This is a genomic window from Actinoplanes sp. NPDC051411 (genome assembly GCF_040682075.1).
GTDB lineage: Bacteria > Actinomycetota > Actinomycetes > Mycobacteriales > Micromonosporaceae > Actinoplanes.
Map to the genome: position 1 here is coordinate 114,633 of NZ_JBFBAD010000004.1, position 14,354 is coordinate 128,986.

The following is a 14,354-nucleotide window of genomic DNA, read 5'->3' on the forward strand; positions in this document are numbered from 1 at the left end:
TCATTTGAGCGGGGCGGCGGCCTTGTCGGCCGGCCAGACCGTCACCCAGTCGCCATTCTGGATCTGCTTGAGCGTCTGGGTCGTCGGCCAGAAGTTGTGGTCCTTGGGATCGAAGGTGAGGTGCCCGCTGAAGACCGTGTCGGCCCCCTTGGCGTGCAGCGTGTCGCAGACCTTGTGCTGGTCGAGCGTGCCGGCCTCGGTTACCCCGTCGGTGAGGATCTGCCACGCGTTCCAGGACGCGGCGGCCTGGGTCTCGAAGACCGTGTAGGGCAGCTTGGCCGCCTGGGCCCGCTTGGTGAAGTCGCCGACGATCGCGGTCGCGTCCGGGCCGAGCTTGGTCAGGGTCGGCTGGTTGGGCTCGAACATCGAGACCGAGAGCATGCCGTCGGCGGCCGGCCCGGCGGCGAGCAGCGGCCCGGGGGCCGGGAAGAGCGAGAACATCTTCTTGGGCGTGTAGTTGAGCTGCTTCATCGCCTGGAGGATGTTGACCGCGTCGACGCCCAACCCGTTGTCGATCACCAGGTCGGGGTTCGCGTCGCGCACCTGGGTGGCGATCGGGGCCCAGTCGGTGGTGGTCGGCGGGTAGTGCACGTTGACCACGACGTCGAGGCCGCGGTCCTTGGCGATGCTGAGCACGCCCGCCTTGTCGTCGCCGAAGCCGTCCGAGACGAAGGCCGCCGACCCGCTCTGGCTGGTCAGCACGGCGATCTTCTTCGGCGGGGTGGGCAGGGTGGCCAGCGCGTCGAACAGCTGCGTCGGGATGAACTGGTTCGGCGTCGGGCCGATCGACCAGGCCGGGAACTGGCAGTCGTAGGTCAGCTGCGGGGCGAGGACGGCGGTGTGCTGGGGCAGCACGTAGCCGTGCCGCTGGGCGACCGCCATCGCGGAAAGAATGTTCGGGGTGGCATACGGTCCGATGATCAGATCGACCTTGTCCTGGGTGATCAGACGCTCGTAAAGCTGGCTGACCTTGGCCTGGTCGGACTGGTCGTCCAGGACCTTCCACTGGACCTTGCGGCCGAGCAGGCCGCCGGCCGCGTTGAGGCGGTCGACGTACTCCTCTCCGGCGATCTTGTGAATCTGGCCCGTGGCGGCGAAGGCGCCGGTGAGCGAGAGGGTCGAGCCGACGACGATCGGCTTGCCGGCGTCGCCGGCGTCGTTGCCGCCGCGGTTGCAGGCGGCCAGGGCCAGGGCCGCCGCCAGGACGACGGCCGAGGCCAGAGCGGTCCAAGACCGAGTGCGCATGTTCCGGGTCTCCTTTCGTACGCGCCGGGTCAGCGGACGTCGCCGGCGTCGTGCACGACCGCCCCGCCGACCACGGTCAGCACCGACCGGATCTGCCTGAGCCGCTCGGCCGGGACGGCGAAGTAGTCGTCGCTGAGCACCGCCACGTCGCCCAGCCGGCCGACCTCGAGCGAGCCGAGCAGCTGCTCGTCCTCGCCGCCGAGGAACCACTGGTTGGCTCGCGTGTAGAGGGTGAGCAGCTCCTGCCGGGTGATCTGCTGGCCCGGGTTGATCTGGTTGCCGAGCGCGTTCTTGCCGGTGGTTGCGTAGTACGCGTGGATCCACGGGTTCATCGGGGCGATCTGCATGCCGTCGGAGCTCATCCCGGCCGGGATCCCGTTGTCGACGATCATGCGGAACGGCGGCCCGGACTGCGGGCCGGCACCGGCCAGGTACTGCCAGCCGGTCAGGTTGACGCCGCCACCGAGCTTCTTGAGCCGGTTGACGTACTCCTCGGTGATCTGCGGGACGTGGGCGACCACCCAGCGCAGGTCCTTGATGCTGGTCTCGGCGTTCACCTGCTCGAAGCCCTGGATCTGGGTCTGGAAGTCGCTCCCGCTCAGCGAGTGCACCTCGACCCGCCAGCCGGCCTTGGCGGTGCGCCGGGCCGCCTCGACGAAGACCGGTCCGCCGAAGTAGCTGGCCGCGATGAACTCGCCGATCGCGCCGGTGCGGACCATGTCGTTGCCGAAGAACTTGAACGCGTTGAGCAGCCGCTGCTGAAGCGTCGTGACGTTGGTGTCGGTGTCCTGGTGCAGGAAGTTGATGCGGAGCCGGACCAGCGCCCGCCCCTCGTCGTAGATCGACAGGAACGGCAGGTTCATCGTGTAGTTGTCCTCGTGGGCGGCGCCGTCCGAGGGGGTCCCGGTGGCCTGGAACGCGCCCTGGTCGAGGTGGGTGGTCAGGCCCAGGCTCGCCGCGTACGCCATGGCGTCGAGAGTCGAGCGCTTGCGCTCGTCGTCGTTGAGCAGGGTCTGCCGCAGCGCCAGCGTGGCCTTGCCGGTCTCGGTGCCGGACGCGATGGAACCGTCCGGGCCCACCGTGACCGGCAGCTTCGCCGCCTCGAAGAACTTCTTGCCGGCGGTGTTGGTCACGCTCGGCCCGGAGAAGCCGATGCTGATGTACGCCGGGTTGTCCGGCAGCGCCTTGTCCAGCTCGGCCAGAGTGGGCAGTCGTCCCTCCCGGAGCTGGTTGAAGTGGAACCCGCCGATGGTCGTGATAAAGGCGCCCTTCGGCGCTTTGCGGGCCCGCTGCGCGAAGGTGTTCTGCACGTCGGCGACGGAGTACGCGTTCTCCAGCGGGGTGTGGTAGCCGGGCCGGTTGCCCATCAGCACGATGTGGTTGTGGCAGTCGATGAGGCCCGGCACGACGACCCGGCCGCGCAGGTCGATCGTGCGGGGGCTGCCCTCGAACAGCCGCTTGGCCGCCCGCTCGTCGTTCCCGACGTAGACGATCTTGCCGTCCGCGATCGCGACGACGCTCGCCACGCGGTTGTGCCGGTCCATGGTGTGGATGCGGCCGTTGTGCAGCACCAGGTCGGCGCGCAGGGAGCCCTCTTTGTAGTCGTCGTGGGCCAGTGCGGGCGTGCCGCCGGTGACGGCGGCCGCGGCGGCGGCCGCTCCGGCCACCGCGCCGCCGCGCAGGACGTTGCGCCGGGAGAGTCCGATGGTGTTCTCACTGCTCATGTGCGTTGACTGCCTTCGCTCTCGGGTGGCGAGGACCGCATTCCGGACGGGCGTCCGGGCAGGCGTCATCGCCCGATGCCGATGAATTTGGGGTCTTTTGAGGCGTCGGTGAGGTGGGTGGGATGCGTGGTCGACGTGTCGCCGCGGTGGGCCACGCGTCCGGTTAACGGACGATCGTCCGCTAGACGGACGCGAGTGAAATCACAATGTTCCGCGACCAGGTCGATGTCAAGACACCGTCTTGAAACATTTGCATCGAAGCGGCGGACTAGTGTTCGCTACACGGACCGAGCGGGGAGAGAACTATGCCGAGACGTGGTGAAGGGCCCGACTTCGTCGAGGCGCTGGCCCGGGGTCTGGACGTGATCCGGGCGTTCGACGCCGCCCGGCCCCGGCTGGCCCTGACCGAGGTCGCGACCGCCACCGGGCTGGCCCGGCCGACCGCGCGCCGGCTGCTGCTCACCCTCGAGGAACTCGGCTACGTCCGCGCGACCGACCGCGGTTACATGCTCACGCCGCGGGTGATGGAGCTCGGCATGGCGTACGTCGGCGCCCAGTCCCTGTGGGACGTGGCGCGCCCGCACATGGAGGACCTGGTGCGGCACACGCACGAGTCGTCCTCGATCAGCCAGCTCGACGGGTCCGACATCGTCTACACCGCCCGCGTGGCGGTCCCCAAGATCATCGCGCTGCGGGTCGAGATCGGCACCCGCTTCCCCGCCGTGGTGACCTCACAGGGCAAGGTGCTGCTGGCCGCGCTGCCACCCGACGAACTGGCCGAGGTGCTGGTGACGCCGAGCCGCTCCGGCGTCCGGCCGTACGTGACGCCCACGCCGGCCCAGATCGAGAGCACACTGCGTGAGGTGAGGGCCCGCGGGTGGGCGCTGGCCGACAACGAACTGGCGCCCGGCATCCGGTCGATCGCGGTGCCGGTGCGCGACGGCGAGGGCGTGGTGCGGGCGGCCATGAACGTGACCGTCAACGCGGTGGAGACCGAGGTCAGCACCCTTACTCAGGAACACCTGCCGCACCTGCAGCGTGCGGCGTCGGCGATCGGGGCGGACTGGGCCGTCTGGCAGTCCCGCCCCCAGAAACACCTGCCGGCGGGCAGTCCCGCACCCGCCGGCCTCCCATACTGAGAGTGGTCAGTTGTCGCTCGACTGCTTCCAGAGGTTGATGCCCGACTCGGTGGCGTACTTGTCGATCTCGGCCAGCTCGTCGTCCGAGAACGACGTGTTGCCGAGCGCGGCCACGTTGTTCTCCAGCTGGGTGACGCTGCTCGCGCCGAGCACGGTCGAGGTCATCCGCGGGTCGCGCAGCACCCAGGCGATCGCCATCTGGGCCAGGGTCTGGCCACGGCGCTCGGCGATCCCGTTGAGCGCCCGCACCTTCTCCAGGCTCTCCTCGTTCAGCAGGTCGGACGAGAGCGACTTGCCCTCGGTCACCCGGGAGCCCTCGGGCACGCCGTTGAGGTATCGGTCGGTGAGCATGCCCTGGGCCAGCGGCGAGAACGCGATGCAGCCCGCGCCGTCCTCCTCCAGCTGGTCGAGCAGGCCGTTCGTCTCGGTCCAGCGGTTGAGCATCGAGTACGACGGCTGGTGGATCAGCAGCGGCGTGCCCAGGTCGCGCAGGATCGCGGCCGCTTCCTCGGTCTTGTCGGCCGAGTACGACGAGATGCCGACATAGAGCGCCTTGCCCGCGCGGACGGCCGCGTCGAGCGCGCCCATGGTCTCCTCGAGCGGGGTCCGGGGGTCGACCCGGTGCGAATAGAAGATGTCGACGTAGTCGAGTCCCATCCGCTTGAGCGACTGGTCGAGCGAGGCGGTCAGGTATTTGCGGGAGCCCCAGTCGCCGTACGGGCCGGGCCACATGTCGTACCCGGCCTTGGTCGAGATGATCATCTCGTCCCGGTAGGGCGCGAAGTCGGTGGCCAGGATCCGCCCGAAGTTCGACTCGGCCGAGCCGTACGGCGGGCCGTAGTTGTTGGCCAGGTCGAAGTGGGTGATCCCCAGGTCGAACGCGCGGCGCAGGATGGCCCGCTGGGTCTCGAGCGGCTTGTCGTCGCCGAAGTTGTGCCACAGGCCGAGCGACACGGCGGGCAGCTGGATCCCGCTGCGGCCGGTCCGGCGATATTCCATGGTGTCGTAGCGGGCCTGGTCGGCGACGTAAGTGGTAGCCACGATGCTCCTCTTCGGTGTGGTCGGAAATGGCGGCGGCAGCGTTGCCCGCACCGGATCCGGAACGGGCAACGCCCCCGACCCGCCTAGGCCCGGGGTTGCCAGGTTTTCGGCAGTCTCTCCCACCCTGATACCGCGAACGCCCCGCGTCCAACAGAAGAAACCGCTCGAATTCAGCACGTAGACTGCTGGATCGTGGAGTTACGGCACCTGGAGTACTTCGTCGCGGTCGCCGAGGAGCGGCACTTCACCCGGGCCGCCGAGCGGCTGCGGGTGGCCCAGTCCGGGCTGTCGGCCTCGATCCGGGCCCTCGAGCGCGAGCTCGACGCCGAGTTGTTCGTGCGGCACACCCGGCGGGTCGATCTGACCGACGCGGGCCGAGCGCTGCTCGGCGAGGCCCATCGGACCCTGGCGAGCGCGGCCGCGGCCCGCGACGCGGTCGATGCCGTACGCGGTCTGCTCCGCGGCAGCCTCACGGTCGGCTCCGAGCAGTGCCTCGGAGTGATCGACCTGCCGCCCGTGCTGGCCGGGTTCCGGCGCGCCCACCCGGGGGTCGAGATCCGGCTGCGCTACGCGGGTTCGGGTCACCTGGTCGAGGAGGTGCGGCTGGGGCGGCTCAACCTCGGGTTCGTGGCGCTGCCGGGCCCGGCTCCCGACGGCGTACGCCTGCTGCCCGTCGCCACCGAGGAGATGGTGCTGCTCTGCCACCCTTCGCACGCACTCGCCGCTTTTTCCTCGGTGAAGATCGCAGATCTTCTCGACGAGGACTTCATCGACTTCAGCGCCGACTGGGGCGCCCGGCGGATCAACGATCAGGTGTTCGCCCGGCACGACACCGTCCGCCGCCTGTGTGTCGAGGTCAACGACGTGCACACGCTGCTCGACTTCGTGCACCAGGGGCTGGGGGTGGCGCTGGTGCCGGCCCCGGTGACCCGCAAGCCGCACGCCGCCGGGTTGCACGTGGCCGCCCTCGAGGCGGCCGACGCGGCGTCCTGGCCGGTCTCGATCGCGGTGCCGGCGGCCGCCCCGCTCGGGCCGGCCGCCGAAGCTCTGCTTACTTCGCTTACTTCACCGCGCCCGAGGTGAGGCCGGACTGGATCTGCCGCTGGAAGATCGCGTAGACCACGACCATCGGCAGGATCGTCAGCGTGAGCGCCGCGAACAGCGTGCTCCAGTCGGCGTGGTAACCGGCGCTGGTGCTGATGTTCGCGATGCCCTGGGTGAGCACCCACTTGCTGTCCGAGCCCGGCCCGGACATCACCACGGTCGGCAGCAGATATTGGTTCCACTGCCCGACGATGTTGAAGATCGTGATGCTGACCAGGCCGGAACGGGCCATCGGCATCATGATCTGCCAGAACCGCCGGATGTGCCCGGCGCCGTCGACGGTGGCCGCCTCCTCGATCTCCTTGGGGAGCGTCTGGAAGAAGGCGACCAGGAAGAACACCGTGAACGACAGCGAATAGGCGATGTAGACCAGGATCAGCCCGACCTGGGTGCCCAGCAGGCTGCCGCTGTCGCTGGGAACCTTGATGTTCTGCAGGATGCCGAACAGCGGCGCCAGCGCCATGAAGGTCGGGAACGCCAGGCCGGAGATGAACACGTAATAGATGATGCGGTTCCCGATGAACTTGTAGCGGGCCAGCACATAGGCGGCCATCGCGCCGAGAATCATCGTGCCGGCGGTGCTGAACGCGACCACGATGACGCTGTTCAGGAAGTACTGGCCGATGTGGGCGGTCGACCAGGCGTGCGCATAGGTCGAGAACGAGAAATGGTGCGGCAGCGCGAACGGCTTGCCCAGGAACAGCTCGGTGTTGTTCTTGAACGACGCCAGGATGACCCAGATCAGCGGCCCGGCGGTGGCCAGCGCCCAGAGGATCAGCGCGATGTGCGCGACCGCGCCGAGCGGGTTGACTTTGCCACCACGCTGGCTCCTGCGTCCGGCCGCGCGGGGCTTGCTGGCCGGCACCGCGGGGACGGCCTCGGTGAGGTTGGACATGTCTCTCGCCTCCTACCGGCTCAGGCTTCGACGTCGCGCCGGGTGACCCGCAGGGTCAGCGCCGCGAAGGTCAGGGTGAGGAAGAACAGCACGACACCGATCGCCGACGAGTACCCGGCCGCCCCGTTGAACGCGTTCTTGTAGATGTCCATGCTCAGCAGCATGGTGGCGTTGTTCGGGCCGCCCTGGTTCACCGTCATCAGGCTGACCACCGCGAACCCGTCGAAGGCGGCGATGCCCAGATAGATCCAGGCGACCTGGAGCGTGTTCCAGAGCAGGGGGATGGTGATCCGGAAGAACAGCACCGGCCGGCTGGCGCCGTCCAGGGCCGCCGCCTCGTAGATCTCGGGGGCGATCGATCCCATGGCGGCCGAGAACAGCACCACGTAGAAGCCGATCTGCTGCCAGACCAACACGATCAGCAGGCAGGTCAGCGCCCACCGCTCGTCGGCCACGAACAACCACGGATGCCACGACGAGGGGAACAGGCCGTTGATCATGCCGCTGCGGTCCGAGCCGAACACCCGGCCGAAGATCACCGCGACGATGACCAGCGCCAGCAGCTGCGGGAAGAAGAAGATGATCCGGTAGCCCTTGGAGCCCCACACGCCCCGCGTGACGCCGCCCCTGGAGTTGCCGCCGACGTTGAGCAGGAACGCGAAGAACAGTGAGATCGCGATCGCGATGACCGGCAGCAGGATCAGCAGGAACAGGTTGTGCCGCAGCGCGGCCCAGAACACCGTGTCGTGCCACAGCCGCTTGTAGTTGGCGAAGCCGTTGCCGTCCGCGCGCCCGAAGCCGGTCCAGCTGGTGAACGACAGCTTGAACATCTGGACATAGGCCCAGATGACGAACAGTCCGTAGAGCGCCAGCGGCACGACAAGGAAGCCGATGATGAAGGGGTACTTGCCGTGCCGCATGACGCCCTGCCTATCTGGTACGGGTTATCTCAGGAACGAGGGAACTTCTTGATCGAGGAGTCGCCGGCCACCTTCTGGGAGGCGGCCTCCATCGTGTCGCAGAACTTCTTCGCGTCGCCGCCCTTGAACATCAGCTCGTTGGCCGCGTCGCGGGACGCGTCGTCGAGCGGCTTGTACCAGGTGTCGAACAGGTAACCGACGAAGACGTCCTTGCCGGCCTTGGTCAGCATGTCGTTGGCGCTGGTCAGGCCGGGCGAGAGGGTGAGACCGTCGGTCGCGCCCTGCACCACGGTCAGCGACTTGGTGAGGTCGGTGAAGCCCTTGGCCGCTTCCTTCGACAGCATGGTCCGCAGGTACTCCTTGCCGCCCTGCGGGTTCTTCGCCTTGGCCGGGGCGAAGTAGATCTCACCCGCGGCCGCGTTGATCGCCGTCGCCGGCAGCTGGTCCGAGGTGGTCACGCTCGGCATCGGCATCACCGCGTACTGGTAGCCGGTCTTCGGGGTGTCGGCGGCCATCTCGTTCTCCAGCCACGAGCCGCACGGGTACATCGCCAGCTTGTTCTGGTCCTGCTGGAGCTGCACCTGGGTGTGCTTGAGGCCGAGGAAGCTCTTGTCGATGTACTTGTTGCCGATCTCGCCCCAGGCCTGCGCGGCCTGCATGACGGCCGGGTTCTGCCAGGCGCCGGCCTTCAGGTTGTCGATGTCCTTGGTGACCGACTCGGTGCCGATCTTCACGGCGCTGGTCAGGATCGCGCGGACCATGTAGTAGGACGCGTTGGCGCCGGCGAAGCCGAACGGCGTGATGCCCGCCGCCTTGATCTTGTCGCACAGGGCGGTGAAGTCGGCCCAGGTGGTCGGCGGCGTCCAGCCCTTGCTGTCCCACAGCACCTTGTTGTACCAGAGGCCGTAGATGGTGAAGGAGTAGTTCACCGCGTACGGCTTGCCGCTGTACGAACCGATCTCGATCGCGCCCGGAACCAGCGTCTCGGAGACCTTCTTGCCCGGGATGTCGAGCGACGGCGCCGCGAACAGGTCGGTCAGCTCGGACGCCTGGCCGGCGTTCACGATCGCGCCGAAGTCCATCAGGTCGGAACCCGAGTTGTTGACCATGTCCGGCGGGTTGCCGGCGTTCAGCCGCGGCTTGACGACCGTCGAGACCGTCTGGGTCGACTGGAAGGTGACCTTCGAGTCCGCCCACTTCTTGTTGTAGAGCGGGGTGTCGACGTCGGTCGAGTACTTGGTGCCGAGACCGCCGTCGAAGATCAGGATCTCGATGCCCACCTTGGGGTCGATGCCCAGCGGGTTGTCCGCCGAGACCGTGCCCTTCGACTGCTTCTGGGTGGTGTCGTCGCCACCGCCGGCGCAGGCGGCCAGCATGCTCACGCCCGGTGCGGCGAGCAGACCGACAGCGCCGGCCCGGCGCAGCAGGGTACGGCGGTCGAGCTCGGGCTTGGCGAATATGTCAGTCACAGCGTCTCCTCAGTGCTTAACAGGTCGTACTTGACCCTGATCTAGCCCTTCACCGCCCCGGCCGTGAGGCCGGTCGCGATGTTGCGCTGGATGATCAGGAAGAAGATCACCACCGGGATGGAGGTAATGATCGCACCGGCCATGAGGGGGCCCCATGCGGTACCGCGCATCGTCTGGTTCTGCAGGAGCCAGGCCATCAGGTTCTGTTTCTGTGGGTTGTTCAGCGTGTTGATGATGATGTATTCATTCCACGCCTGAATAAAGCCGTAGACGCTTGTCGCGACCAAACCGGGACCTGTGAGCGGGAGGATGATGCGCCAGAAGGTCTGGAACCGATTACACCCGTCGATGAGCGCGGCCTCGTCGAGCTCGCGCGGGATGCCGGAGATGAAGCCACGCAGCGTCCAGACGGTATACGGAAGAATCAGGACCAGATAGACGAGACTGGCACCAACCAGACTGTTGGTCAAGTGCACGCCCTGCAGCTCCAGGAACAACGGGATGATCAAGGCGATCAGCGGCACCAGCTGCACCGCCAGGATCACCAGGATCAGCCCCCTGCGGCCGTAGAAGCGGAACCGCGCGATGGCCAGGGCGGCCAGGAACCCGACGACCAGCGCGGCGAACACGGCGACGACCGTGATGATCAGGCCGTTCGCCATGTCGGTGAGGAAGAGCGGCGCCTTGATGGCCGACTTGAAGTTGTCCAGGGTCGGGTGCCGGGGGAAGAACGTCGGATGGAAGACCAGGATCTCGTTCGACGGCTTGAACGCGGTGTTCAGCACCCAGTACACGGGAAAGATCATCACCAGCGCGAAGACGATCCCGAAGGCGTTCGCCAGGATCGTCCCCGTACGGCTACGGCCGGTCGTGACGACCGAGTCCGAGGAGGCGGCCCGCCGCCGGCGCTTGGCCTTGAGCGGCACGGGCGTGGGCGTGGTGGCGACCATCAGTCCACCTCTCCGATCTTGAACATCTGCCGGATGTACAGCACCATCACGCCGAGCAGCAGGAGCACCGTGATGACCGAGATGGCCGAGCCGGGGCTGTACTTCGCCTGGCCGAAAGCCTGCGAGTAGGAGTAGGTGGCCAGCGTCTGGAAGGACTGCTCGGGCTTCGAGTCGCGCAGCACCCAGACCTGGGTGAACAGGCCGAAGTTCCAGATCACCGACAGCGTGGTGACGATCGTCAGCAGCGGCTTGAGGATCGGCAAGGTGATGCTGCGCAGGGCCTGCCAGGCGCTGGCCCCGTCCATGGTGGCCGCCTCGAGCAGCTCCTTGGGCACCTGGGTGAGGCCCGCGTTGAGCGTGATGGCCAGGAACGGGATGCCGCCCCAGACCACCAGAGTGGTGATCACGATCCAGCCCTGCGGGGTGCTGACGAACCAGGCGTGGTTCTGGAAGTCGACGCCCGGAATCTTGGAGATCAGGTAGTTGACGACGCCGAAGTCGGAGTCGGTCATCCACCGGAAGCTCTGGGCGGCGACCAGCTGCGGCATCGACCAGACGAACATCATCGCGACGACCATGGCGATCCGGACCCACGCGTGCACGCGGCGCATCGTCAGCGCCACGCCGAGGCCGATCACCACCGTCGACACCACCGAGACCACCGTGAACAGTGCCGTGTGCCAGACCACGGTCCAGAACACCGGGTCGGTGAGGACCTTCTGATACTGGTCGAACCCGACGAACGGCGGCGACTCGTTGGTGAACAGCTGGCGCAGGGTCAGGTTCTGGAACGACAGCAGGATCATCTTCAGCATCGGCCACCCGAGGAGGCCGACGAGCAGGATCAGGGCCGGCAGCGCCAGCAGCCAGGCCGTGGAGTTCTCGCCCCGGCGGCGCAGCCGGCGGCGGCGCGCGCCGGCCGGAGCTGCGCCGCCCGCCCCGGCCGGGCGCGCGGTCGTCGGGGAGTCGACGGCGGTCATCTTCTGCTTCCCTCCCTAGAAAAGGCGAAGGCGCCGCCCGCCTGAGGACAGGCGGGCGGCGCGTGCTCGTTACTCGGCGAGCGTGGTGTCGATCTGCTGGTCGGCCCACTTGGTGGCGTCGGCCACCGACTTCTTACCGGTGAGGATGTCGCTCAGCATCTGCGGAAGGACGTTCGCCTTCTCCACGTCGGCCCACTTGCCGGAGTTCGGCGGGAACCAGCTGGTCTTGGCGGCGTTGGCGGCCGCGGCCAGCGACGGGTTCTCGGTCGCGGTCTTGTCCAGCAGCGCGGTCGAGTTCGGCAGCGCGTTGGCCTTGATCAGGCCGTCCATCGAGGTGCTGTCGGTGAAGTACTTGATCCACTGGGCGGCCAGCGCGGAGTTCTGGCTCTTGCTGGTGACGCCCAGGTTGGAGCCGCCCAGGAAGGACGGGATGCCCGGCATCGGCGCGGCGGCCAGCTTGCCCTTGACCTTGGTGTCGATCTTCGGCGAGTTCGGGTCGTTGGGGTCCTTGGCGACCTGCTCGGCCGAACCCTGCTCCCAGGTGTTGCCGTAGAACATGCCGGCCTCGCCACCCTGGCCGAAGACACCGGCCTGGTCGCTCTCGTCCTTGGTGATGTCGGCCTTCGAGTACTTCTTGACCACGTCGACCCAGTTCTGCAGGCCCTGCTGCGCGGCCGGCTGCTCGAGCTGGCCGACCCACTTGCCGCCGTCCTGCTTCGCGATCGTGCCCTGGTTCGCGTAGACCCAGGACATCGCGGCGTACCAGTACTTGCCCGGCATGTAGAAGGCACCGAACTTGCTGTCGTTCTTGTTGGTGTCCTGCAGCTTCTGCGCGTCGGCCAGGAAATCGTCGTAGGTGGTCGGCGCGGCCGCGATCCCGGCCTTCTTGAACAGGTCGGTGCGGTAGAGCAGAACCCGGGCGCCCGCGTAGTAGGGCACGCAGTAGGTTTTGCCGTCCAGCTCGCAGGCACCGTCGAGGCCGGTCAGCCAGGTGCCCGAGTTCTCGAAGTCGCCCTTGTTCAGGCCGGCGAACGCACCGGTGGTGACGTACTTGGCGAACTCGGTGTTGCCCAGCTCGACCACGTCCGGAACGTCGTTGCCGGCCAGCGTCGCGTCCAGCTTGGTGAGGTGGTCCGCCCACTGCTGGTACTCGACGTCGACCTGGGCGCCGGTGGCGGCGGTGAACCGCTTGCTGGCGTCGTCGACGACGGCCTTCCATCCGGTCTGGGCGTCGACCATGAGCCAGACCTTGACGGTCTTGCCCTTGCCGTCGACGGCCCCGTTGGCCGAGGTCGTGTCGTCGCTCTTCTTATCGCCACAGGCAGCGGTGGCGAGCAGAGTCGCGGCGAGGGCCGCGGCAACCGCGATCTTGCGCTTCACGCTTCCTCCATTTTGTGTTCGGTCTTATCTGTTTTGTTCGTTGATCCATCTTTGGCCGCTTTGTGACCGTGTACGGCCTGGGCGGTGCGCTGGAACGCAGCGTGCGAACGTTCGTGGGTCCGCTGCGCGACGGCGACGTAGAGAAGGTCGAGAACGACCAGCTGGGGATGCCGGGCGCTGAGCGCGTCCGGCCGGAACGTCGTGGCCTGGGTGGCGGTGATCAGGACGATGTCCGCGAGCTCGGCCAGCGGCGAGCGCGGAAAACTGGTGAGCGCGATGGTGGTGGCCCCGCGGCTGCTGGCCTCCGCGAGAAGCTCGATGGTTTCCCCGGTCTCCCCGCTGTGCGAGATGCCGAGCGCGACGTCACCGGCGCGCGACAGTGCGGCGCTGGCCAGGCCGTTGTGCACGTCGGTCCAGGCCCACACCGGAACGCCGATGCGGTGCAGGCTGAACTGCATCTCCTCGCCGACCAGCGCACTGCCGCTGGCCCCGAAGATGTTGACCCGCGGCGCACTCGCGATCGCGACCGCGGCCCGCTCGACCTCCCGCAGATCCAGGAGAGCGGCGGTGTCGTTCATGGCCTGCGTGTCCGAGGCCATGATCTGCCCGAGGACCCGCTCCAGCGGATCGCCCGGCTGAATCTCGCGCCCGATGTCCACGGTCCACCCGGCACTTCGGGCGCGCCCGGTCTCGGCCGCGATGCCGAGGCGCAGGTCGGCGTACCCGTCGAAGCCGAGCGCCCGGCAAAACCGGGTGACGGTCGCCGGCGAGGTGCCGCTGCGCTCGGCAAGCTCGACGATGGTGGCCCGGGAGGCGGCGGCCGGGTCGGCGAGCACCTGCTCGGCCACCCGGCGCAGCGCCCCGGTGAACTCGGGAAGAAGCGACCGCACCCGGACCAGCGTCCCGTCCGAGTTGATCTTGTTGTCGACTCCGGGGCCTCCCGTGACGCCCGGACCCCCGTCTCCCCCCACCCCGGTGACCTGCCGGTCTCCCCGTTGCTCCCCCCGCTGGCCTCCCCGTTGCTCCCCCCGCTGGCCGCCCCGCTCACGAACCAGGGATCCGACAACCGCGGTCGCCGCGGCGCCGTCAACCTCAGGCTCGCTCATTGGCCACCCTTTCAGGAAGGACTGTTTACTGTCGCGGTAAAAGTTCTTACTAAAGAGACCTTCCTGTCAAGGCCATGGGCGAAGTTTTCAAACCGTTACCTGACCTGCGGTGATGAAGACCGGTGACGCCACCCCCACTTGACGCCCATCGATCCCCAAATCCCCGTTAAGACGTGACCGCCATCACTAGCGCCGTTTGGTCCGCTTTTGTCATCCACCGCTCGACAGCCGCCGGACACCGTTCGGCCCAGCCGGACTCCTCTGTTCAGCCCATCCCCCGAGCATTTGAAACGATTCGGAAACCTTACAAATCAAGCTCAAACCCTTTCCCGTACGGCGTCCGCCGCCCCCATCCCCGACTTCTCCCCGCCCAGGCCGACGCGTCCCCACCCTGGTCACCC

At 67.7% G+C, this 14,354-nt stretch carries 12 protein-coding genes; 2 read left to right on the plus strand and 10 right to left on the minus strand.

From position 1 onward, the window contains the following. Together AB0M88_RS03455 and AB0M88_RS03460 are read right to left on the minus strand one after the other, a co-directional pair. Nucleotides 1-1,245 (minus strand): amino acid ABC transporter substrate-binding protein, encoded by a 1,245-nt coding sequence (locus AB0M88_RS03455; protein ID WP_364094722.1) that lies wholly within the window; start codon nucleotides 1,243-1,245, stop codon nucleotides 1-3. 29 nt (nucleotides 1,246-1,274) lie between these two features. Continuing rightward, nucleotides 1,275-2,969, minus strand: a complete 1,695-nt coding sequence (locus AB0M88_RS03460) for an amidohydrolase family protein (RefSeq protein ID WP_364094725.1) — start codon at nucleotides 2,967-2,969, stop codon at nucleotides 1,275-1,277. 305 nt (nucleotides 2,970-3,274) lie between these two features. On the opposite strand from AB0M88_RS03460, the gene AB0M88_RS03465 reads away from it, so the two are divergent. Continuing rightward, nucleotides 3,275-4,108, plus strand: coding sequence for an IclR family transcriptional regulator C-terminal domain-containing protein (locus AB0M88_RS03465; protein ID WP_364094728.1), 834 nt, complete (start codon nucleotides 3,275-3,277; stop codon nucleotides 4,106-4,108). 6 nt (nucleotides 4,109-4,114) lie between these two features. On the opposite strand, the gene mgrA is transcribed toward AB0M88_RS03465, so the two are convergent. Continuing rightward, nucleotides 4,115-5,149 carry an L-glyceraldehyde 3-phosphate reductase gene (gene mgrA, locus AB0M88_RS03470; RefSeq protein WP_364094731.1) on the minus strand — a complete coding sequence of 345 codons (1,035 nt, stop codon included), beginning with the start codon at nucleotides 5,147-5,149 and terminating at the stop codon, nucleotides 4,115-4,117. A gap of 192 nt (nucleotides 5,150-5,341) precedes the next feature. Here mgrA and AB0M88_RS03475 point away from each other — a divergent pair, with 192 nt between their 5' ends. Then, the gene (locus tag AB0M88_RS03475; RefSeq protein WP_364094734.1) at nucleotides 5,342-6,232 is read left to right on the plus strand and encodes a LysR family transcriptional regulator; all 891 of its coding nucleotides are present in this window, start codon (nucleotides 5,342-5,344) and stop codon (nucleotides 6,230-6,232) included. Here AB0M88_RS03475 and AB0M88_RS03480 read toward each other — a convergent pair. The 7 genes from AB0M88_RS03480 to AB0M88_RS03510 all read right to left on the minus strand — a co-directional run bounded on the left by AB0M88_RS03480 (nucleotide 6,210) and on the right by AB0M88_RS03510 (nucleotide 13,953). Next, nucleotides 6,210-7,148, minus strand: coding sequence for a carbohydrate ABC transporter permease (locus tag AB0M88_RS03480; RefSeq protein WP_364094737.1), 939 nt, complete (start codon nucleotides 7,146-7,148; stop codon nucleotides 6,210-6,212). The two genes, AB0M88_RS03475 and AB0M88_RS03480, sit on opposite strands and share 23 nt — an antisense overlap. Nucleotides 7,149-7,168: 20 nt before the next feature. Further along, nucleotides 7,169-8,068, minus strand: a complete 900-nt coding sequence (locus tag AB0M88_RS03485; RefSeq protein ID WP_364094740.1) for a sugar ABC transporter permease — start codon at nucleotides 8,066-8,068, stop codon at nucleotides 7,169-7,171. A gap of 29 nt (nucleotides 8,069-8,097) precedes the next feature. Further along, entirely contained in the window at nucleotides 8,098-9,537 is a 1,440-nt protein-coding gene (gene ngcE / locus AB0M88_RS03490; protein ID WP_364094743.1) for an N-acetylglucosamine/diacetylchitobiose ABC transporter substrate-binding protein, read from the minus strand. Nucleotides 9,538-9,578: 41 nt separating this feature from the next. Then, nucleotides 9,579-10,487, minus strand: a complete 909-nt coding sequence (locus tag AB0M88_RS03495) for a carbohydrate ABC transporter permease (RefSeq protein ID WP_364094746.1) — start codon at nucleotides 10,485-10,487, stop codon at nucleotides 9,579-9,581. Further along, the gene (locus AB0M88_RS03500) at nucleotides 10,487-11,467 is read right to left on the minus strand and encodes a sugar ABC transporter permease (protein WP_364094749.1); all 981 of its coding nucleotides are present in this window, start codon (nucleotides 11,465-11,467) and stop codon (nucleotides 10,487-10,489) included. Before AB0M88_RS03500 ends, AB0M88_RS03495 begins: the two co-directional genes overlap by 1 nt. Nucleotides 11,468-11,536: 69 nt before the next feature. After that, nucleotides 11,537-12,847, minus strand: a complete 1,311-nt coding sequence (locus tag AB0M88_RS03505) for an extracellular solute-binding protein (RefSeq protein ID WP_364094752.1) — start codon at nucleotides 12,845-12,847, stop codon at nucleotides 11,537-11,539. After that, a complete protein-coding gene (locus AB0M88_RS03510) occupies nucleotides 12,844-13,953 on the minus strand; it encodes a MurR/RpiR family transcriptional regulator (protein WP_364094755.1) in 1,110 nt (369 codons plus the stop codon). Before AB0M88_RS03510 ends, AB0M88_RS03505 begins: the two co-directional genes overlap by 4 nt. Nucleotides 13,954-14,354: the final 401 nt, after the last annotated feature.

Excerpts from the sequence above, each read along its gene's own strand:
- AB0M88_RS03455 (WP_364094722.1), bottom strand. The coding sequence starts at position 1,245 with ATGCGCACTCGGTCTTGGACCGCTCTGGCCTCGGCCGTCGTCCTGGCG.
- AB0M88_RS03460 (WP_364094725.1), bottom strand. The coding sequence starts at position 2,969 with ATGAGCAGTGAGAACACCATCGGACTCTCCCGGCGCAACGTCCTGCGC.
- AB0M88_RS03465 (WP_364094728.1), top strand. The coding sequence starts at position 3,275 with ATGCCGAGACGTGGTGAAGGGCCCGACTTCGTCGAGGCGCTGGCCCGG.
- AB0M88_RS03480 (WP_364094737.1), bottom strand. The coding sequence starts at position 7,148 with ATGTCCAACCTCACCGAGGCCGTCCCCGCGGTGCCGGCCAGCAAGCCC.
- AB0M88_RS03485 (WP_364094740.1), bottom strand. The coding sequence starts at position 8,068 with ATGCGGCACGGCAAGTACCCCTTCATCATCGGCTTCCTTGTCGTGCCG.
- AB0M88_RS03495 (WP_364094746.1), bottom strand. The coding sequence starts at position 10,487 with ATGGTCGCCACCACGCCCACGCCCGTGCCGCTCAAGGCCAAGCGCCGG.
- AB0M88_RS03500 (WP_364094749.1), bottom strand. The coding sequence starts at position 11,467 with ATGACCGCCGTCGACTCCCCGACGACCGCGCGCCCGGCCGGGGCGGGC.
- AB0M88_RS03510 (WP_364094755.1), bottom strand. The coding sequence starts at position 13,953 with ATGAGCGAGCCTGAGGTTGACGGCGCCGCGGCGACCGCGGTTGTCGGA.